Consider the following 20,410-nt stretch of genomic DNA (forward strand, 5'->3'; position numbering starts at 1 on the left):
GGCACGGCTATGCTTCGGGGTTGACCCGTTGCCTTGCGGAGGCCGCCATGACCGATCCCGTCCAGACCCCCGACGTCCCCCTGCTCGATGCCGTCCAGGCCCGCCTGCTGGGCTGCCTGGTGGAGAAGGAGGCGACCACCCCGGACACCTACCCGCTGACGGTCAATGCCGCGCAGTCGGCGGCCAACCAGAAGACCGCCCGCGAGCCGGTGATGAACGTCGATGCCGGCAGCGTGCAGCACGCCCTGCGCCAGCTGGAGACGCTGGGCCTGGCCCGCCAGCACTTCTCCTCGCGCGCCGACCGCTATGAGCACCGCCTGCAGGGCGCGCTGGACCTGACCCGGCAGCAGACCGTGCTGCTGGCGATGCTGCTGCTGCGCGGCCCGCAGACCCTGGGCGAGCTGGTCACCCGCAGCGAGCGCCTGTACCGCTTCACCGATATGGACGAAGCCCGCCACGCCATAGATCGCCTGCAGCAGCGCGCCCTGCTGGTGGTGCTGCCGCGCGCCAGCGGCCAGCGCGAGGACCGCTACATGCACCTGCTGTGCGGTGAAGTGGACGGTGCGGCGCTGGCCGCGAAGTACGCCAGCAGCGGCGGTGGCAGCAGCGAGGCGGCCGACCCCGGCCTGGCCGAGCGCGTGGCCCAGCTGGAAGCGGCGGTGGCCGAACTGCAGGCCCAGCTGGCCGAACTGCGCGGCTGACGGGCATCCGCCGGGCATGGCCCGGCGCTACCGGATACCGTGCGCAGGGTAGCGCCGGGCCATGCCCGGCGAGCGCAGCGGCGTTGAACCGTACCATGGGGTCGGAGCCCGCCTTGCGGGATCCGACGCCGCCCAGCACGTCAGACCGCGGTCGCCCCCGGCGTAGCGTACAACCGGCTCGCGCTGTCCACGTTCGGCAACTGGATCACGCCGCGTTCGTGCATGCCCAGCCCCAGCAGGATGCGCCCGGAGGCCACGTTGTCCAGATCGGTGATGCCGTACAGATCCTCGATGCCCAGCTCCGCACGTGCATGCGCGAACACCGCCCGTGCCGCCTCGCTGGCGTAGCCCTGCCCCGCGAATTCCGACAGCACCGCATAGCCGATGTCCGGCCCCGGCAGGCCATCACGCCGCACCAGGCCGGCGTTGCCCAGCCACGCGCCATCGGCCAGCCGCTCGATCGCGTACATGCCGAAGCCGTTCAACGCATAACTGTGCAGCACCCGCAGCGCGATGTACTCGCGCGCCTGTTCCTCGCTGCGCACGTTGCGGTCACCGATGAAACGCATGAAGCCCGGATCGTTGAGCAGTGCCAGCATCGGCGCAGCATCCCGGTCGGGTTCTAGGCGGCGCAGCCGCAGGCGTTCGCTTTCGATGGGTTGCATGCGCGGATCTCCGCTGGGATAGGCCGATTGTAGAGCCGAGACCATGCTCGGCTGATCCGTCGATGCGCAAGCCGAGCATGGGCTCGGCTCTACAGCTGCGCTCCGCTCAATCAAACAGCGCTTCAATGGCGGCCAAGCCCGCGCTAGCGCGCTCCTTCTTCCGCGCCGCATCCGCCACCGGGTCCGCACCATCGCGCTGGATCTCCTCGGCCGGAATCTCCTCGAAGAACCGGCTCGGCTTCAACCGCACATGCTCGCCGAACTTGCGGGTCAGCTTGCTGTAGCTCATCCACAGCTGGATCTTCGCGCGGGTGATGCCCACGTACAGCAGGCGCCGCTCTTCCTGCAGGTTGCCTTCGTCCAGGCTGACCTGGTGCGGCAGCACGCCGTCCTCGCAGCCGACGATGAACACATAGGGGAATTCCAGGCCCTTGGACGCGTGCATGGTCATCATGCGTACCTGGTTGCCGCCCTCGTCCTTGTCGCTGCGCGAGAGCAGCGCCAGCTGGCCGGCCAGGTCGGCCGCGGTGGCACCGCGCGGGCCGCCCTCGAACCACTGCGCCAGTTCCTCGATGTTGTTCGCCCGGCGCTGGTAGCTGGCCTCTTCCTTGGCCTGCTGGCGCAGCTCGCTGAGCAGGCCCGACTCCTTGGCGACCTTGCGGATCATGTCGCCGGAGCTGATCTGCCGGGTCTGCGCGCGCAGGTCACGCAGGATGTCGGTGAAGCGCGCCAGGCTGTTGGCCGCCCGCGGCGGCAGCTGCTGCAGCGCGCCGATCGACTCGGCGGCATGCGCCATCGGGATGTCCTTTTCCTGCGCCAGCTCGGCCAGCTTGGCCAGCGTGCCGGCGCCCACATCGCGCTTGGGCGACTGCACCGCGCGCATGAACGCGGTGTCATCGTCCGGGTTCACCAGCAGCCGCAGCCAGGCCAGCGTGTCCTTCACTTCCTGGCGTTCCAGGAACATGGTGCCGCCGGTCAGGTGGTAGGGAATGCGCAGCAGCTGCATCGCCTTTTCCAGCGGCCGCGACTGGAAGTTGCCGCGGAACAGGATGCAGAAATCGCTCCACGGCACGTTGCGCGACTGCGCCACGAAGGCGATCTCGGCGGCGACCTTCTCTGCTTCGTGCTCGCTGTTGCGGCATTCCCACACGCGGATGCGCTCGCCGTCGGCCTGGTCGCTCCACAGCTTCTTCAGGTGTTCGTGCGGGTTGTTGGCGATGAGCGCATTGGCCGCGCGCAGCACGCGGTTGGAGCAGCGGTAGTTCTGCTCCAGCTTGATGATTTCCAGCGCGGGATAATCGCGCCCCATCTGCTGCAGGTTTTCCGGGTTGGCGCCACGCCAGGCGTAGATCGACTGGTCATCGTCGCCCACGCAGGTAAAGTTGCCCTTGTCGCCGGCCAGTTGCTTGAGCAGCCGGTACTGCGCGTCGTTGGTGTCCTGGCATTCGTCCACCAGCAGGTAGCCGATGCGTTCGCGCCAGGCCACGGCGATGTCCGGGTTCTCTTCCAGCACCTGCACCGGCAGGCGGATCAGGTCGTCGAAGTCCACTGCATTGAACGCGGTCAGGCGCAGCTGGTAGCGCTCGTAGACGCTGGCCGCCTCCTTCTCGCGGTTGCTGCGCGCGGCGGCCATCGCCTGCTCGGGCGACAGGCCGGCGTTCTTCGCGCGCGACACCAGGTTCTTCATGTCCTCGATGTCATCGGGCTTGGCGCCGGACATCAGGTCCTTGATCTGCGCAGCGGCATCATCGGCATCGAAGATCGAGAAGCCGCGCTTCAGGCCAACGGCGGCGTGTTCGATCTGCAGGAACTTCAGGCCGAGGGCGTGGAAGGTGCAGATGGTCACCTCGTCGGCATCCTGCTCGCGCAAGCGCTTGGCCACGCGCTCGCGCATTTCCTTGGCCGACTTGTTGGTGAAGGTGATCGCCGCGATGCGGCGCGCGGGATAGCGCCCGCAGCCGATCAGGTGGGCGATCTTTTCGACGATCACACGCGTCTTGCCACTGCCCGCACCGGCGAGCACCAGCAGGGGGCCCTCGATGTGCAGGACGGCGGCGGCTTGGGGAGGATTGAGACCGTGCATTGGAGGGGGATTGTAGCGGGCCCGGGTGACGGCCACAGCCGCCGGTCGGTGGGGATGCTGAACGGCTTCGGCGTGCCGGGGCAGCGGCGTACAATCGGCCGATGGCCAAGCTCTATTTCTACTATTCGGCGATGAACGCCGGCAAGACCACCACCCTGCTGCAGAGCGCGCACAACTACCGCGAGCGCGGCATGCGGGTGGCGATCCTGACCCCGCGCCTGGACGACCGTGCCGGTGCCGGCGTGGTCGCTTCGCGCATCGGCCTGCGCGCCGAGGGCATGGCCTTCGACCGCGACAGCGACCTGCAGCGCTGGGTGGCGCAGGACCTGGCCGACAATGGCCCGATGGGCTGCGTGCTGGTGGACGAGGCGCAGTTCCTGACCCGCGCACAGGTCTGGCAGCTGAGCGAGGTGGTCGACCAGCTGCGCATTCCGGTGCTGTGCTACGGCCTGCGCACCGATTTCCGCGGCGAGCTGTTCGAGGGCAGCCAGTACCTGCTGGCCTGGGCCGATGAGATGCAGGAGATCAAGACGATCTGCCACAGCGGCAAGAAGGCGACGATGACGGTGCGCGTCGATGAGCACGGCCACGCGGTGCAGGACGGCCCGCAGGTGGAGATCGGCGGCAACGAACGCTACGTGTCGGTGAGCCGTGCCGAGTTCAAGAAGATCACCCGTGGTGAAGGGCGGATCGACCCGGCGCAGGCGCCCCTGCCTCTGTAAACGGTGGTTCTTTTGCAGGGCTTGCAGCCCTGCACCTGCTCAATGCAACGGCAACAGCCAGAGCCAGAGCCAGAGCGGGCATTCCGTGGGATGGCGGGGCACTGTGGGTGTGCGGGGACGGCGCAAGTACATCCATGTAGCCTTGGTCGCCGCATCCATGCGGCTCACACCCCGCACACCCACAGTGCCCCGCCTTCGACAGGTTCACGCGGCTGTTGGTAGGTGTCGACCTTGATCGACACATCTGTCAGATATCGAACGAATTCATCCACGTATGGCGTGGATCTACTGTGTCGAACCCACCAGAGCAGAACGCCGTTCCGACAGATCACGGGAAACTGTCGAAGGCGGGGTGGGTCCGGTTGAGGGGGCGTGAGCCGCATGGATGCGGCGACCGAGCTTACATGGACGTACTTGCAGCGTCCCCCTCAACCGGACCCACCCCGCCATCCCGCGGAATGCCCGCTTTTGACGTTGCCGTTGCCGTTGCCGTTGCCGTTGATTCGGCGGGCGCAGGGCTGCAAGCCCTGCAATAATCCCCCCCCTCAGTAAAGCGTGCGCTCTGGCGCGCCGGCCGGCGGCGGGGTGTACTGGTACAGCCAGGTCTCGGTGAGCGGCTTGCCACCACTGCGCAGGTACAGGCGGATGTCGATCTGCTCGGTACTGCCCTCCGGCGGTACCAGGTCGAACATCGCGCGGTAGCCCTTGATCTCGCGCAGCGGCCGCGCCGACACGATCTCCACCCGGCCGCAGCTGGCTTCCACCACCGCCTCCACCTCGCCCTTGTCGATCAGGCTGGCCAGCTCACCGCCTTCGAAGTCCACCGCGAAGCGCCAGCTGAAGTACTCGCGCTTCTTGCCCACCACGCCGCCCAGGCCGGTGTGGGTGGCCACGCAGTGCGCCAGCGGCGTGCGTGCCGGCGGCTCGGCGCCCCAGAACAGGCGGTAGCCGACCAGCAGTTCCTGGCCCGGCTGCGGCTTTTCCTTCGGGTTCCAGAACGCCACGATGTTGTCGAAGGTCTCGTCCACGGTGGGAATCTCCACCAGCTGCACCGAGCCATCGCCCCACTCGCCCTTCGGTTCCACCCACAGGCACGGACGCTTCTCGTAGAACACGCCGTCATCCTGGTAATGGTCGAAGTTGCGGTCGCGCTGCAGCAGGCCGAAGCCGCGCGGGTTGTGATCGACGAACATGTTGAAGCGCAGGTTGCGCGGGTTCACCAGCGGACGCCAGATCCATTCGCCGGCGCCGGTCCACATCGACAGGCCATCGGTGTCGTGGATTTCCGGGCGCCAGTCCCAGCCCATGCGGCGGTCGTTCTCGCCCACCTGGTACATGCTGGTGCACGGGGCGATGCCCAGGCGTTCGATGGCCTTGCGCGGGTACAGCGCGCTGTCGATGTCCATCAGCAGCACGTCGCCATTGGTGATGGCGAAGCGGTAGGCGCCAGCCACGCTGGGCGAATCGAGCAGGCCGTAGACCACGATCGTGTCCGAGTCGGCCGAAGGCTGCTCCAGGTAGTAGGCGATGAAGTCGGGGAATTCCTCCGGCTTGCCCATGCCGGTATCGATGGCCAGCGCACGCGCGGACTGGCCGTACTGGCCTTCCTTGCCGACGGCGCGGAAGTAGCTGGCACCGAGGAAGGCAGCAAAGTCGCGGTCGGTGTCCTTGCGGGTGTTCAGGCGGAAACCGGCGAAGCCCAGGTCCGCCGGCAGCTCGCCGTTTTTCAGGCCGCTCTTGCCGTAGTTGAACGCTGCACCGTCGTAGGCCAGTTCCTGCGCCTTGCCATCGACCACGTCGAACATCCGCACCGGCGAATGGAAGTACAGGCCCAGATGGAAGAACTTCGCCTGGAACTTGCCGGGCTGGTCGGCCCACAGGGCATGGTCCTGGCGGTAGCCAATCGACTGGTACTGGTCCCAGTCCAGGGCTTCCAGCGGCTTGGGCAGCACCCGCTTGTGGCTCTGGTAGGGCGCCTGCGCCAGCGCGCGGGCCTGGCCCTTCAGGGTGGCGAAATCGAACGGCTGCGGCTGGTCGAGCCGGCGCAGGCCGAGCTGTCCACTCTTGCCGGCCGCGCAGGCCGGCAGGGTCGGCAGGCCGAAGGCGGCCAGGGCCAGGGAGGCATTGCGGAGGAAGTCGCGTCGTTGCATGCAGGCGCGGAAGCAAGGGGAAGGTCGGCCATCATAGGCAGACAAACGTTAACGGGCAGCGGAGGGCTGTACGGCTGGTTCAGCCTGCGCCAGCGCGGCCAGCCGCGCATCCAGCTCACGCAGGGCCGGGGCCTGTGCCCCGCGCTGGACCAGCAACAGCTGGCGTGCTTCGGCCAGCGCCGCATGTGCCGCGGCCGGCTGCCCGGCCTGCTGCAGCGCGCCTGCCTGCGCCAGCAGCGCCTGCGGCAGCAGGGCCATATGGTCGGGCTGGCGCCAGATCGCCACCGCCCGCGCGTAGTGCCTGGCCGCCAGGTCAGCATCGCCGTGATCGCTGGCCCACTGCCCCAGCGCGAACTCACCCTGGCCTACCTCGCGGTGGGCCGGGCCCAGCGCGGCCAGCAGCTGTGCCTGTACCTGCTGCAGTTCCTGTCCGGCGTGCTGGCCCTGCCCGCGCTGCAGGGCCAGCATGGCGCGCGCGCGGCGCACCACCAGCGCCTCGGGATGGCGCGGGCCCCAGGCATCCTGTGCCGCCTGCCAGGCCAGCTCCAGTTCGGTGGCGGCCGCCTCGGTCTGGCCCTGCCGTGCCAGCACCTCGCCCAGCTGGCGGTGCAGGCCGATCACCTGCGGGCTGCGGCCATCGGCCGGCTGGTCCAGCAGCGCCAGTGCCTGCTGGTAACCGGCCATCGCGGCAGCCAGGCGCCCGGCGCCGGCATCCAGCCCGGCGAGGTCGGCCAGCGACTCGGCGCGGCCAAAGCGCTGGACGATGCCCCGGTGGCGCAGGGCGAGCGCTTGTTCGAACGAGGCACGCGCGGCGTCCGCGTTGCCCAGCTGCGCCTGGCAGCGGCCCAGCTGGCTGTGGAACTCAGCCACCGTCGCCGGCAGTGCATCGGCCTCGCGGGCTGCCAACGGCTGCAACGGCTGCAGGTGCGCCAGGCAATCGCGGTCACGGCCCAGCATGCGCAGCGCGCGACCACGCTGGGTCACCGCTTCCAGCTGCAGGGCGGGCGGCACGTCGTCCACCTGCTGCAGCAGCCGGCGCTGCTGGTCCAGGGTCTGCAGGGCCAGCTGGTAATCGCCCAGGCCGATCCGCAGGCGGCCGATCACGCCTTCCAGCTCGGCCAACGCCAGCGGCTGGTCGGCCAGTTCGGCCTCGCCACGCTGCTGTCCGGTGGCCAGCAGCTGCGGCACGTCGAAATGGCCATGGCGTTCGCTGGCGGCCTTGTCGAACAGGCTGACAGTGAAATCCTGCATGGCCTGCGCGCGGGCCATTTCCACCTGCGCGTGGCGTGCCTGCCACAGCGCGATGGAGGTGGTGCCGAGCAGGACCAGCACTGCCACCGAGGCCAGCGCCACGCCCCAGCGATGGCGGCCGATGTACTTGTTCACGCGGTAGCCCACGCCGGGCGGCCGGGCCTGGATCGGCCGGCCCTGCAGGTAGCGCTGCAGGTCGCCGGCCAGCGCCTCCGCCGAGGCATAGCGCTGCGCGGGATCCTTCTGCAGGGCCTTTTCCAGCAGCACGTCGAGGTCACCGCGCAGCTGCCGGGCCTGACGCTGCAGCCCGCGCCGCGGGGCACCGGGCTGGTCGGCCAGACGCAGCAGCAGCGACGATGCGCGCGGTACCTGCACGTCGAGGATCGAGCGCTCCCATTCGGCATCACTGTGCCGGCGCAGGCGGTAGGGCTTGTGCCCGGTCACCACTTCAAACAGCACCACGCCCAGCGAATAGACATCGGTGAGGGTGGTGACCGCCTCGCCGCGTACCTGCTCCGGCGCAGCGTAGTGCAGGGTGAAAGCACGTACCTCGGTGGGCGGATGGGTGGCATCGGCGGCGTCGTGGTCGAGCAGCGCGGCGATGCCGAAATCCAGCAGCTTCACCGTGCCGTCGGCGCGGACCAGGATGTTGGAAGGCTTGAGGTCGCGGTGCACCACCAGGTTGGCGTGGGCATGGCTGACCACCGCGCAGACCTGCAGCATCAGCTGCAGGCGCGTTTCCAGCGATGGTTCCAGGCGTCGGCAGTAATCGCTGATCGGCTCGCCTTCCACGTAGTCCAGGGCCAGGTAGGGCTGGCCATGCTGGTCCACGCCGGCATCCAGCAGCTGGGCCAGGTGGGGGTGCTGCAACCGGGCGAGGATCTGCCGTTCGCGGCCGAAGCGCTGGCGCAGCCCGGGGTCGGCCACACCGCTGCGCAGCAGCTTCAGCGCCACCTGGCGCTGGTACAGGCCATCACAGCGCTCGGCCAGCCAGACCTCGCCCATGCCGCCCTCGCCCAGCGGGCTCAGCAGGCGGTAGGGGCCCACCTGGCTGCCCGCGCGCCCGGGTGGCGCCGCGGTCCACAGCGGCTGGGCCATGAACTCCTGGCTGTCGGCCTCCTGCAGCAGCAGGTGTTCCAGGTCGCGGCCCAGGGTCGGGTCGTGCTCGGCCAGGCGCTGCAGGCGCAGCTGCCGCACCTCCGGGGCCAGCTCCAGCAGCTGATCCAGCCAGGACGAAAGCAGCTGCCAGCGCGCGGCATCCATGGTCGGCCTGCGTGCCTCAGTCGCCGCGCATCGCCGCCAGCAGGAACAGCCGTGCCTTCTGCCAGTCGCGGCGGATGCTGCGCTCCGAGCGCTGGCTGAGTTCGGCGATCTCCTGTTCGGACAGGCCGGCGAAGTAGCGCAGCTCGACCACCCGCGCCAGGTGCGCATCGACCGCCTGCAGGCGCTCCAGGGCCACGTCCAGGGCCAGCAGGTCCTCGTCCAGGCGCACGCCGCTGCTGCTGTTCTCGGGAATCTCGGCCACCCGTTTCAGGTCGCCGCCGCGCTTGCGCGCCAGCCGGTTGCGCGCGTAGTCGACCACCACGCTGCGCATGGCCGAGGCGGCATAGGCGAAGAAATGCGCGCGATCCTCGAAGCGCGCCGCGCCGCGGCTGCCGAGCAGTTTCAGGTAGGACTCGTGCACCAGCGAGGTGGCGTCCAGGGTGCGTCCCTGCTGGCCGGCCAGCTGGCGCCGGGCCATGCCGTGCAGCTCCTGGTACAGCGTGGTCAACACGCGGTCCAGCGCCGTGCGGTCACCGCCGCGCGCGGCATCCAGCCAGACGGTGATATCCGCTCCTTCGTCCATCGCAACGTCCCCCCGCAGCGGATGCTGAGCGGACTATAGCGCTGCCGGTATGCGCTGCATGAAGAGATTCAGCGCTGGCAGCGGCTGCACCACACGCTGGCGCGCTGGCCGATCATCGCGTGCTTGAGCGGGCGACCGCACTGCGGGCACGGCAGGCCGTCGCGGCCATAGACCAGCAGCTCCTGCTCGAAGTAGCCCGGGGCGCCATCGGGGCTGATGAAGTCGCGCAGGGTGGTGCCGCCGCGGGTGATGGCGTAGCCGAGAGTGTCCTTCACCTCGCGGGCCAGGCGCCGGTAGCGTTCGCGCGACACCTTGCCGGCCTCGCGCAGCGGGCTGATGCCGGCCTTGAACAGGCTTTCGGCGGCGTAGATGTTGCCCACCCCGACCACCACCGCCTGGTCCATCAGGAAGGTCTTCACCGGGGCGCTGCGGCCCCGGCTGCGCCCGAACAGGTAATCGCCGTCGAAGGCCTCGTCCAGCGGCTCCGGGCCCAGCCCCTGCAGCAGCGGGTGTACCTCGCCGGCCGGCTGCCAGAGCAGGCTGCCAAAGCGGCGCGGGTCGTTGAAACGCAGCAGGCGGCCGTTGTCCAGGCTGATGTCCACGTGGTCGTGCGTGCGCAGCGGGGTGTCACCCGGCAGCACGCGCAGGCTGCCGGACATGCCCAAATGCAGCACGGCGCTGCCCACGGCGGTATCCAGCAACAGGTACTTGGCCCGCCGGTGCACCGCATCGATGCGCTGCCCTGGCAGCAGATCGGCCACTTCCGGTGGAATCGGCCAGCGCAGGTCGGCGCGGCGCAGGATCACGCCATGGACGCGGCGGCCTTCCAGATGCGGCGCCAGGCCGCGGCGGGTGGTTTCTACTTCGGGCAGTTCAGGCATGGGCTGATTCTACGCCCGCACGACACGCGATCCGTCACCAACCGGTAGCGCGGCGGCGCAGAAAGTTCACGTGCATCCAGGTAGCCATCGCCGTTGGCATCCTGCATGTGGAAGCGCTGCACGATCACCTGGCGCTGCTGTTCGCGGGTGATCGGCCTGCCCTTGCCACCGGGCAGTTCGTCGGCGGTCAGCACGCGGTCGCCGTTGCGGTCCATGTGGTCGAAGGCATATAGCATCCACTGCACGTACTCGGCTTCGCTGACCTTGCCATCGCCATCGGCGTCCATGCGCTGCAGGTAGGTGGCGGTGTCGGTGACCTGTGCGGAGGCGGCCAGCGGCAGCAGGCACAGCAGCGGAACCAGCAGCTGCCTCATGCGCCCACCAGAGTGTAGCCCTTCAACCGCGCGGCGTAGGCCTGCAGGGCGGCAATGCCGCTTTCCTCGGCCTCGTGGCACCACGCCTGCAGGTGGCGCAGGCGCTCGGCGGCATCATGGCCGCGGGCTTCCAGCAGCGCGGCCAGGCGCGCGCGATACTCGACGAGGGTGCGGATGCGCGGGCGCTGCGCGACCCATTCGCTGAGCTGGGCACGGCTGTCCGGCTGCAGCCAGCGACCATCGTTGACCAGGCCCCGGCGCAGGCGGCGCGGCAGCAGGCGGCGCAGCTTTGCACCGGCCTGGGTGGCTTCTTCGCGCAGGGCCGGTATGAACACGTTGCGCTGGTAATCGGTCATTGCCTGGAAGCGGTGCGACAGCAGCGCCTTCAGGGTCTCGGCATCGGGCACGGCGATGTTCGGGCGCACGTCCATGGCCGGCGCCACCCGCAGCACCTTGGCCAGGCGCAGCGCCTGCAGCAGGCGGATCGCGCTCCAGCCGATGTCGAACTCCCAGCGGCGCATCGCAAAGCGCGCCGAACTGGGGAAGGCATGGTGGTTGTTGTGCAGTTCCTCGCCACCGATCCAGAACGCCCACGGCGTCAGATTGGTGGAGGTATCGGCCGACTCGTAGTTGCGGTAGCCCCACCAGTGGCCCAGGCCGTTGACCACGCCCGCCGCCCAGAACGGAATCCAGGCCATCTGGATCGCCCACAGGGCCACCCCGGGCAGGCCGAACAGCGCGCTGTTGATGACCAGCAGCAGCACCGGGCCGAGGGTGGCGCGCGGGGTGTACAGGTGGCGCTCGATGGCATCGTCCGGCGTGCCGCGGCCGTACTGTTCGATGTCCGCACGCATGCCGCGGGCTTCGCGGTACAGCTCCACGCCATGCCAGAACACCTTGCCGATGCCGCGGGTGACCGGGCTGTGCGGGTCGTCCCCGGTTTCCACCTTGGCGTGGTGCTTGCGGTGGATGGCCACCCACTCGCGGGTGATCATCGAGGTGGTCAGCCACAGCCAGAAGCGGAACACATGCGCGACCGCCGGATGGAAATCGACCCCGCGATGGGCCTGGCTGCGGTGCAGGTACAAGGTGACCGAGAAGATGGTGAGCTGGGTGAACACCAGCAGCACCGCCAGCATGGCCCAGCCGCCCAGGCCGAGCACGCCACCGGTAAGCAGGGAGATCAGGGCATCGGGCATGGCGGCACTCCAGATCAACGCGGGGATGGCAGACATGATGGGCGCTTAAGTTGCAAACTGCACCCTCGCGGCGGTGTTCGTGCACCGTCATGAAGTGCCACCGTTCACAGTTGGGGACCTGAGTTGTCGAGCCTTGATCCGCGCGCCCATGCCGTTACCGCTGCCCCGTCCTCCGGGGTGCTGCCCCCGCTGATCGAACTGGACCACGCCAGCGTGGTCCGCGGACAGGTGAAGGTCCTGCACGGGCTCAGCCTGCGCATCGCCCAGGGCCAGCACACCGCGCTGCTGGGCCCGAACGGCTGCGGCAAATCGACCTTCATCAAGCTGATCACCCGCGAGCTGTACCCGCTGGCCCAGGCCGACGGCCGGGTCGCGGTGAAGGTGCTGGGGCAGAACCGCTGGCAGGTCGATCGCCTGCGCTCGCAGCTGGGCATCGTCACCGGCGACCTCAGCAGCAACCTGTCCGACATGCCGGGCCTGACCGTGGAACAAGCGGTGCTGTCCGGCTTCTTCGCCAGCTACGTGGTGCCGGCGTTCCGCGAGGTGACGGCGGACATGCGGGCGCGGGTGGGCGAGACGCTGGCGATGACCGGCGCGCTGGCCCTGCGCGAGCGTGCGTATGCCGAGCTGTCGGCCGGCGAGACCCGCCGCGTGCTGATCGCCCGCGCCCTGGTCAACCGGCCGCAGGCGTTGCTGCTGGACGAGCCGTCCACCGGCCTGGACCTGGTGGCGCGGCAGCAGCTGGTGGCGACCATGCGCGTGCTGGCCCAGCAGGGCATCACCCTGGTGCTGGTCACCCACCATATTGAGGAAGTGATTCCCGAGATCGAGCGCGTGGTGCTGCTGCGCGATGGCCGCGTGCTGGCCGATGGCACCCGCGAAGAACTGCTGCGCGACGAGCCGCTGTCGGCGGTGTTTGGTGGTGCGATCAGCGTGGTGGAACAGAATGGGGTCTTGACCGCGTACGCGGGGTAATCCGTCGGACCTGAGGGACGACGGGACGACGGGACGACGGTAGAGTCGACTGTTAGTCGACTATCGCGCGCAGCGCGGGATTTTCGCGGTCCGAACGGAGAGCAGTCGACTAACAGTCGACTAACAGTCGACTCTACCCCCGTCGCAGTCCCATCCCGTCGCGGTTCCATACCCGTCACCGTGCAGGTGCAGCGGGCCGGGTAATCCGGCCCGCCACGTTCCAGTCAGAACCGCAGCGCCAGCGCGCGCGATTCGATCGGCGCCATCCGGCTCTGGTCCTGCAGCTGCAGGTCACGCAGCTCATACGGTGCGCCGAAGCCGGCCGGCAGTGCGGCCTGGTCGAACGGCAGCACCAGTACGCCACGGCCGGCACCTTCGAACCACGCCGCCGCATGCGCCTGTGCCACCGGCTTCAACTGGCCGTCGGTGCCGGTGGCGTACAGCGTGCCGCGCGCTTCGTAACGACCCGCGGCGGCCACCTGCAGCGGGAGGCTCACCTGGCGGCTGGCCGCGTCGGGCGTGGCCTGGCCGCTGAAGCGCGCGGTCGGCTGCGCCACCGCGAAGGCCACCTTGCCATCGCGCAGCACGCCGTCGGCCTGGGCAAACACCTGCAGTTCCCACAGGCCCTGCACCGTGCTGGCGTCGGCCGGAATGCGCACCTGCGCGCTCAGGCTGCCATCGGTGGTGCGCAGCAGGCGTTGCGGCCAACTGCGGCCATCCGGTGCCACCAACAGGGCTTCACCGCCCAGGCCGCCGCGGCGCGTGGCCAGCTTCGCGGTGCTGGCGCCATCCTCCAGCAGGCGTGCCTGCAGCTGCACGCTGCCGCCGGCCAGCACCTGCGCCTGGCTGGCCTGCACTTCCAGCCGCACCGGGCTGTTGGGTTCCAGCACCTGCACCACGTAGCGGCCCTGCGCCTGCGCGCTCTGCAGCCGGTAGGCGCCCACTGCGCTGCTGGCACCGGTGCGCAGCATGCTGCTGCCATCGTTCACCGCCATGCCCGCAGCCTGCAGCTGCCGCGCATCGACGCTGCGCGCTACGCTGGTGCGGCCGGCCGCATCGCGCACCTGCAGGGCGTCGGCGGGCAGCGCGCGGGCACCGGCACCCGGACTGACCTGGATCACCGCATCCGGCGCAGTCAGCGGCAGGTCCAGGCCGCGTTGCAGTTCGACGGCGTCGACCTGCTGCCAGTAGCTGCGGCTGACCACTGCGTAGGCGCCCGCTGCCTGCAGCGGCTGCGCCGGGTCGAGCGGCCAAGCGAAGGCCAGCGGCACGCGTTCGCTGTCATCGGCCGGCAGCGGCGCGGCCACCAGTGACGCGGGCACCTGGTCACCGGCAGCGGCGGCACGCAGCGCCTGCGCGGCATGCACCGGCGCGACGGCAAGTGCGGCCAGTACAGCCGCAGCCAGCAGGGTGGAATGGATCTTCATGGTCATCTCCCTCACTGGGTCAGGTCGTTGCGCAGGATCGTGCCGAGGCCGAAGCACTCGCGGCGGCTCTGGTTGTGGCTCAGCGGCTCGGCGCCCTGGGTGCGCGCCTTGTCGGTGAACCACAGGCTGCCCGCCGCCTTCTGGCTGCTGCATTCCAGGAAACCGTCCGAGCAGGACGACAGCCAGTTCTGGGTGAACTCCAGGCCGACGTTGGCCGCATACCCGCCGCAGTAGCTGTTGCTGTCCCACACGGCCGATTCGACATCGCTGCCGACCACCGCGCGGAAGGGCTTGGGCAATGCCGGGCGGCCGGCGGTGCCGTACAGGTTCTGCGCGTTGTAGGTGGCCATGTGGCCGACCTGCTGCATGCGCACGGCATCGTTCTTGTAGCCCAGCAGCCAGCCCAGCGAGGTCTCGAAGCTGTTGCCGTTGAGCACCGCGTCGGCCAGCGGCGTGCCCGCCGAGGACGGCGCCAGCGCGGTGACCTTGCGCACCGTGCTGATGATCTTCGGATAGCGGCTGTCGTAGGTGGGGTTGGACAGGATCCAGCGCACCACGTTGCCGCCGTTGGAATGGGTAATGACCACCAGCTGGGTGATGCCGCGGCTGTCGATGAAGCGGGTCAGCTGGTTGGCCAGGCAGCCGGCAGCTTCCGGCTTCCACATGTACTGGGTGAAATCGCAGTTGATGACCACGTAGTTGCTGCTGTTCGGCAGGCCCTGGCGCACGGTGTCGATGATCGCCGGCTGCCAGTAGTCCTGGGTGGCATCGGTCTGTGCGCCGGTGCCGTGCACGAAGGCCACGCCGTAGACATCGGCGGCCTGCGCCGGGGTGCAGGCCAGGCCCAGCAGCAGGGCCAGGGCGGTACTTCCTGTTGCGGTGCTGCGCATCGCATCTCTCCCTCGTCAGCGGATCCCCCCGGCCCGGCTGTGGGCTGATGCTGGCGGCGATCGCGCGTGAAAGTCCGTGCGCTGCGCCCTTATTCGGAAGATTGGCGAAGATGGATGATGTTGTTGCAGGATAGTGAGTACCCAGCGCCACCATGCCGGGTCTGGCCGTATGATCGATGGACGCTGCGGGCGGCAGGAGGTGCTGCGATCATGGCCGCTGTGTTTCCCGTCTCGAGCCTGCCCATGTCTTTGTCTGCCCTTCCCGCCCGCCCGCTGCTCGGCCTGGCCATCGCCCTGTCGCTGGCCGGTTGCGCGTCCACCACCACCGCACCCACCGCGGTGGAAGCCAACGTCACCACCAAGGCGGTGGGCTACCTGGACAAGGCCGCCGTGCCGGCCAGCATCGCCCTGGTACCGGCGCCGCCGGCAGCCGGTTCGGCCGGTTTCGCGCTGGATGAGCAGGTCAGCCGCGAAGCCCGCGCCCTGCGTGGCACGCCGCGCTTCAGCCAGGCGACCCGCGACGCCGAGCTCGGCTTCCCCGAGGGGGCCAACCAGTTCTCCTGCGCCGCCGACATCGACGTGGACGCGGTGAAGACCCCCGCCCTGTACCGCCTGCTGGAGCGCAGCCGCATCGATGCCAGCGCAGCCACCAAGGTTGCCAAGAACCAGTACCAGCGTCCGCGCCCCTTCATGGTCAACGGCGAGCCGACCTGCACGCCCGACGATGAAGCCGGCCTGCGAAAGAACGGCTCCTATCCGTCGGGCCACACCTCCATCGGCTGGGCCTGGGCGCTGATTCTCTCGGAGATCGCGCCGGACCGCGCCGACGCCATCCAGGCGCGTGGCCGCAACTACGGCGAGAGCCGCCTGGTGTGCAACGTGCACTGGCAGAGCGACATCCTCGAAGGCCGTTTCATGGGCGCCGCCGCCGTAGCGCGCCTGCATGACAACGCCGCGTTCAACAAGGATCTGCTGGCGGCACGCAAGGAGATCGCCGACGCTCGCAAGGCCGGCCTGCATTCCAGCCGCGACTGCGCGGCCGAGGAAGCGGTGCTGAAGGTGCGGCCGGAAAGCGCGCTGTAAGGCATCGCCGTTGCGCTCGCCGTTTCGCGGCGCTACTGACTGCGCCGCGGAACGGCCGCATCGGCGATGGCCTTTGTCAGCGTCGCCTTGTTGCCACCGCGCGGCCAACCCACCACCCGCGCGGCGACCCTGCCGTCGCGCAGGATGTAGAACGTGGGTGTTCCCCAGTAGCCGACGTCGGGAAAACCGGACTGACGGGCCACAATGTGGATCGGCAGATCAGGATGACGCTCGTCCCAGTCCGTGAAGATGCGCGGATTGAGCGTTCCATCCTGCGGCGACATCCACAGGGCGCGCGGACCGGAAAGCATCCGCAGCAACTCGGGGTCTGTGCGCGCAGCTTCTGCAGCTGCCCGCGTGAAGCCGCAGGCAGGATGCGCGATAACGATGATGTCCAGCGACGCCAGGTCGGCCTGAGCCGGGCTGAAGCTCTCGCCATCGGGACCAGGTGTCCAGTACTCAAGCGGCTTGATGGCATCCGGGAATCGCGGCACGGGACGGCCATTGAACGCCGCCAGCCACGGCGATGCAGGCGTCAACGCAAGGGCATCACGGCTCAGCATGGCAATGGCCGCTCCGGCGCGTGCATCGGCAGGATGCAGCTCACCTCGTCTGCGCAGCTCGGCGCCCAGGCGCAGTGCAATGGCCGAGTAGCGTGGCTGTTTGCTTGCCACAGCTGCGGTGTGGGTCGCCCTCAGCAGGACCCGCAGGTCAGATGCAGCCAGCGAGGACAGCGTATCGGTGTGAGGCAGGACACTTGTATCGAACACACGATCAACCTGCGCCCCGCGCTCGCGCCAGTCATGCTCCGGCCCCGAGAGTCTTTCCCACGTTCGCTGCACGATGGCGTGGCCCTGCTCCAGGGATTCGCCGGCTGCACAGGGAAAGGCCAGGATCACCGCCAGCATGGTGGCGACGGGAAGAAACCCACGCATGACGGTGCGTTGGAGCCGCAGGGCCATGATCAGCAGTTGGACGTGCATATGTGAGCCGTCGATTCCTCGCAGGTCGCGTGCGAGATGCACTTGTAGCCGGGATAGTCCGCCTCGTTGCAGTGTTCTCCCACACCACAACGCAGGCTGCGCGCAGAACCCAGGATCTGCAGAACCTGCTGGTCTTCCTCCGAATTGACCCTGACATCAGGCATGACGGCTACCAGATGCTGGAAGCCAAATGGTTTGAGAACACGCTGGATGTCCGCAGCGCCCAGTTCCCGGACGAGATCAGAGTAATCAAATGATGCCAGCCCCCTCGCGTTGAACTGCAGCGCTCCGACAAAGCGTGTACGGGCTGAGGGACTGAGCTTGTAGAGTGGGAAGGCGTCAGTCCCCTCCATCGTTCTGGCGTACGCATCAAATGATCGGCGATCAGTGATCGGCGCCGTTCGTCTGTCCAGTTCCAAGCGCTGTCCCTCAAGGGTTGCCTGGGCTGTCAGCGCTGCGGGGGATGCGTTGACACGCGCCTGCAGTGAGGCAAGCAGAAAGGTCGCTGCGACAACGGTCTTCCATGTCCTGGACATCATTGCACTACCTCCTCATCCCGGGAGATTCCGGCGCTCCAGTACTACACCGTTTCTGGCGAGCTGCTGCCGGTTCGCCGTGTTTTTCGTTGAATTCCTATATCCGGGTTGCGCATGCCAAGAAACGCAGGTTCGTTCACGTCACAGAGAGACGAACTTCGGAAATAGAAACGGCGCGGTTGCCCGCGCCGTTCCGGGTGACAGCTACCACATCAACGGTATCAGAACTTCAGAGCCGAGCCATGCTCGGCTAACAGCAGTCGAGCATGGCTCGACTCTACAAAAGCAGAAGGGCCGGCATTGCGCCGGCCCTTCATTGCATCACGCCATCAACCGCATCAGAACTTCGCGGTGAACTCGACGCCGAACGTGCGCGGCTCGTTGAGGAAGCCGGTCAGGTTGTTGAAGTCGATCGCACCGACCACGCGGGTCTGGTTGGTCAGGTTGCGGCCGAACACAGCCACGTCGTACTGGCCGTAACCCCAGTTGTAGCCCACGCGCAGGCCACCTTCCAGCGAGCTGCGGCTGCGGAACTCCGGCGACTCGTACAGGAAGAAGTTCACCGGACCCTTGTAGGCCCAATCGGTGTAGACGTAGACCTCGCTGGCATCGTTCACCGGGAAGCCGGCACGCAGGGTAAGGTTGTGGATCCACTTCGGCGCCTGCGGCAGCGGGTTGCCGTTGACCAGCGCGTAGGTGCCACCGTTGATGATGGTGGTCGGGTCGGTGATGGTGCAGCCACCGCCACAGATCGCCACGGCCAGATCCTTGTCCTTGATCTCAGTGTCGTTGTAGCTGCTGCCCAGGGTCATCAGCACGTGGTCGGTCAGGTACGCCTCGAAGTCCAGCTCGAAGCCCTGGCCGATGGTCTTGTCGGCGTTGAGCAGGGTGGCGGTGTTGTTGCTGCCACCCACGGCGATCAGCTGCTGGCCATCGACGTTGTAGCGGAACACGTTGAAGCCCAAGCGTGCGCGACGGTCGAACAGATCGGCCTTGATGCCGGCTTCATACGAGATCACCTTCTCCGAATCGGCCTGGGTGACGCCGCCGAAGGCCAGGCGACCCTGGATCGACGGTGCACGGAAGCCCTTGGCCACGCGCGCATAGGCGTTGATGTTGTCGGTGATCTGGTAGACGCCGCTCAGGTCCCAGCTGACGTCGTCGACATCGCTGTTGGCCAGATACGGGCCGCTGACCGGCGTGCCGCCCGGCACGGCCTGCAGCACGCTGGCGGTGAAGTCCTTCTTGTCCTGGGTGTAACGCACGCCGGCACGCAGCTTGAAGCGGTCGGTCACGTCCAGGTCGCCCGAGGCGAACGCGGCCCAGGCCTTGTTGCGCTGGCTCTGCACGGCGTGGCCGGTCTGCGGGTTGCCCGGGGTCAGCGAGTCGTAGTTGAAGCTGTCGATGGTGACGTCTTCATCGAAGTAGAAGACGCCGGCCTGCCAGTCGAATCGGCCCCACTCGTTGGATTCGACGCGGAATTCCTGCGTCCACTGACGGTGGTGCGGCAGGCCGTCGGCCGATTCGGACGGGAACGGAATCAGGCCGGGGCCGGAGTTGCCGGCACCCAGGAACGCCGCGCCGTAGCCACCATCGACGTCGCCGTGGTTCAGCGATTCGGCGGTTTCATAGCCGGTGATCGAGTGCAGGGTTACGCGGCCCAGGTCCCACTTGAGGCGTGCGCTGCCGCCCCAGGTTTCTAGGTTGGAGAAGTTCAGGCCATCGGTGGAGACCTTGTCGCGGTCGAAGTTCTCGACCAGCGCGTTGCTGCCCTTCTGGATGATGTTGGCGCGGAACAGGCGCGCGGTGCCGTTGAGCTTGCGCTTGTGCAGGTTGAACAGCGCTTCGACGTCGTCACCTTCGTACAGGAACTGCACGCGGCCGGCGCCCTCGTCATAGCCTTCAAAGCCCGAGCTCGGCGCGTTGGCGACGGTGTTGTCGACGTAGTTCTCGCGGCGCTGGTACAGCGCCGACACGCGCGCCGACCAGCGGCTGGTCAGCGGGCCGCCGTAGGCGCCCTGCACGTTCCAGGTGTCATAGCTGCCGTAGGAGACCTTCACGTAGCCGTCGGCGTCCTGCGACGGGCGCGCCGAATCGAACTTCACCACGCCGGCCGGGGTGTTGCGGCCGAACAGCGTGCCCTGCGGGCCACGCAGCACTTCCACACCGGCCAGGTCGAACAGCGGGAAGCCCTTCAGCAGCGGGCTTTCCTGCACCACGTCGTCGTACACCAGCGACACCGGCTGCGATGCGTTGAGATCGAAGTCGGTGTTGCCCAGGCCGCGGATGTAGAAGCGCGGGAAGGCGCGGCCGTACGACGATTCGATGTTCAGGCTCGGCACGCGCGCGGACAGGAAACGGATGTCGTCGCCGGCGGAGCCGAGCACATCCAGCTTCTCGCCCTGGATCGCGGTGATCGCGACCGGCACGTCCTTGGCGTTCTCGACGCGGCGCTGCGCGGTGACCTGGAGGGCATCGAGGGCAACCGGATCCTTGGCAGCAGGGGTTTCCTGGGCGGCTGCCACCAGCGGCAGCAGGGCGGAAAGAGCGGCAACGAGGGGACGCGCGACCGGAGTGCGGCCACGGAATGTGCGGGTCGGAGACATGGCGGTAGGCTGTGTTTGGAGGGGTGGTGAAACGGCGC

Annotated in this window: 16 protein-coding genes and 1 pseudogene; 4 read left to right on the top strand and 13 right to left on the bottom strand. The window is 68.2% G+C overall.

The features are described from left to right. The first annotated feature begins 47 nt into the window (after window positions 1–47). A complete protein-coding gene (locus FJU31_RS10585) occupies window positions 48–701 on the top strand; it encodes a YceH family protein (RefSeq protein WP_150454711.1) in 654 nt (217 codons plus the stop codon). A gap of 140 nt (window positions 702–841) precedes the next feature. Here the strand turns inward: FJU31_RS10585 and FJU31_RS10590 are convergent, their stop codons facing one another. Together FJU31_RS10590 and FJU31_RS10595 are read right to left on the bottom strand one after the other, a co-directional pair. Continuing rightward, window positions 842–1,366: a GNAT family N-acetyltransferase gene (locus FJU31_RS10590; RefSeq protein WP_150454712.1), complete on the bottom strand. Its 525-nt coding sequence runs from the start codon at window positions 1,364–1,366 to the stop codon at window positions 842–844. A 106-nt stretch (window positions 1,367–1,472) separates the two neighbouring features. Continuing rightward, a complete protein-coding gene (locus tag FJU31_RS10595) occupies window positions 1,473–3,449 on the bottom strand; it encodes a UvrD-helicase domain-containing protein (protein ID WP_150454713.1) in 1,977 nt (658 codons plus the stop codon). A 101-nt stretch (window positions 3,450–3,550) separates the two neighbouring features. On the opposite strand from FJU31_RS10595, the gene FJU31_RS10600 reads away from it, so the two are divergent. Further along, window positions 3,551–4,171 (top strand): thymidine kinase, encoded by a 621-nt coding sequence (locus FJU31_RS10600; RefSeq protein ID WP_116864814.1) that lies wholly within the window; start codon window positions 3,551–3,553, stop codon window positions 4,169–4,171. A 545-nt stretch (window positions 4,172–4,716) separates the two neighbouring features. Here FJU31_RS10600 and FJU31_RS10610 read toward each other — a convergent pair. From FJU31_RS10610 to FJU31_RS10635, 6 genes and pseudogenes are all read right to left on the bottom strand, one after another. Then, window positions 4,717–6,321 (bottom strand): OpgD/OpgG family glucan biosynthesis protein, encoded by a 1,605-nt coding sequence (locus FJU31_RS10610; protein ID WP_150454714.1) that lies wholly within the window; start codon window positions 6,319–6,321, stop codon window positions 4,717–4,719. Window positions 6,322–6,369: 48 nt separating this feature from the next. Continuing rightward, a complete protein-coding gene (locus FJU31_RS10615; RefSeq protein ID WP_150454715.1) occupies window positions 6,370–8,835 on the bottom strand; it encodes a serine/threonine-protein kinase in 2,466 nt (821 codons plus the stop codon). 16 nt (window positions 8,836–8,851) lie between these two features. After that, a complete protein-coding gene (locus FJU31_RS10620; RefSeq protein WP_150454716.1) occupies window positions 8,852–9,418 on the bottom strand; it encodes an ECF-type sigma factor in 567 nt (188 codons plus the stop codon). A 68-nt stretch (window positions 9,419–9,486) separates the two neighbouring features. Further along, window positions 9,487–10,299, bottom strand: a complete 813-nt coding sequence (gene mutM, locus FJU31_RS10625; protein ID WP_150454717.1) for a bifunctional DNA-formamidopyrimidine glycosylase/DNA-(apurinic or apyrimidinic site) lyase — start codon at window positions 10,297–10,299, stop codon at window positions 9,487–9,489. A 47-nt stretch (window positions 10,300–10,346) separates the two neighbouring features. Next, window positions 10,347–10,673 (bottom strand): annotated as a pseudogene (locus FJU31_RS10630) (EF-hand domain-containing protein); the annotation flags it as partial. After that, window positions 10,670–11,872: a DesA family fatty acid desaturase gene (locus FJU31_RS10635; RefSeq protein ID WP_150454744.1), complete on the bottom strand. Its 1,203-nt coding sequence runs from the start codon at window positions 11,870–11,872 to the stop codon at window positions 10,670–10,672. The gene FJU31_RS10635 and the pseudogene FJU31_RS10630, both read right to left, overlap by 4 nt. Before the next feature lie 189 nt (window positions 11,873–12,061). On the opposite strand from FJU31_RS10635, the gene FJU31_RS10640 reads away from it, so the two are divergent. Beyond that, on the top strand, window positions 12,062–12,847 hold the full coding sequence (locus FJU31_RS10640) for an ABC transporter ATP-binding protein (RefSeq protein WP_108770568.1): 786 nt from the start codon (window positions 12,062–12,064) through the stop codon (window positions 12,845–12,847). A gap of 224 nt (window positions 12,848–13,071) precedes the next feature. Here FJU31_RS10640 and FJU31_RS10645 read toward each other — a convergent pair whose 3' ends face one another. Together FJU31_RS10645 and FJU31_RS10650 are read right to left on the bottom strand one after the other, a co-directional pair. Further along, a complete protein-coding gene (locus tag FJU31_RS10645) occupies window positions 13,072–14,274 on the bottom strand; it encodes a DUF4785 domain-containing protein (protein WP_150454719.1) in 1,203 nt (400 codons plus the stop codon). Window positions 14,275–14,285: 11 nt separating this feature from the next. Next, a complete protein-coding gene (locus FJU31_RS10650) occupies window positions 14,286–15,164 on the bottom strand; it encodes an esterase/lipase family protein (protein WP_150454720.1) in 879 nt (292 codons plus the stop codon). Window positions 15,165–15,407: 243 nt separating this feature from the next. Here FJU31_RS10650 and FJU31_RS10655 point away from each other — a divergent pair, with 243 nt between their 5' ends. After that, entirely contained in the window at window positions 15,408–16,247 is an 840-nt protein-coding gene (locus tag FJU31_RS10655) for an acid phosphatase (protein ID WP_150454721.1), read from the top strand. 32 nt (window positions 16,248–16,279) lie between these two features. On the opposite strand, the gene FJU31_RS10660 is transcribed toward FJU31_RS10655, so the two are convergent. The 3 genes from FJU31_RS10660 to FJU31_RS10670 form a co-directional block, all read right to left on the bottom strand. After that, window positions 16,280–17,230 carry a hypothetical protein gene (locus tag FJU31_RS10660; protein WP_150454722.1) on the bottom strand — a complete coding sequence of 317 codons (951 nt, stop codon included), beginning with the start codon at window positions 17,228–17,230 and terminating at the stop codon, window positions 16,280–16,282. Further along, window positions 17,212–17,769, bottom strand: a complete 558-nt coding sequence (locus FJU31_RS10665; protein WP_150454723.1) for a hypothetical protein — start codon at window positions 17,767–17,769, stop codon at window positions 17,212–17,214. Before FJU31_RS10665 ends, FJU31_RS10660 begins: the two co-directional genes overlap by 19 nt. Window positions 17,770–18,104: 335 nt before the next feature. Next, window positions 18,105–20,372 (bottom strand): TonB-dependent receptor, encoded by a 2,268-nt coding sequence (locus tag FJU31_RS10670; protein WP_150454724.1) that lies wholly within the window; start codon window positions 20,370–20,372, stop codon window positions 18,105–18,107. Window positions 20,373–20,410 lie beyond the last annotated feature (38 nt).

Source organism: Stenotrophomonas cyclobalanopsidis (assembly GCF_008710035.1).
Classification (GTDB): Bacteria; Pseudomonadota; Gammaproteobacteria; order Xanthomonadales; family Xanthomonadaceae; genus Stenotrophomonas; species Stenotrophomonas cyclobalanopsidis.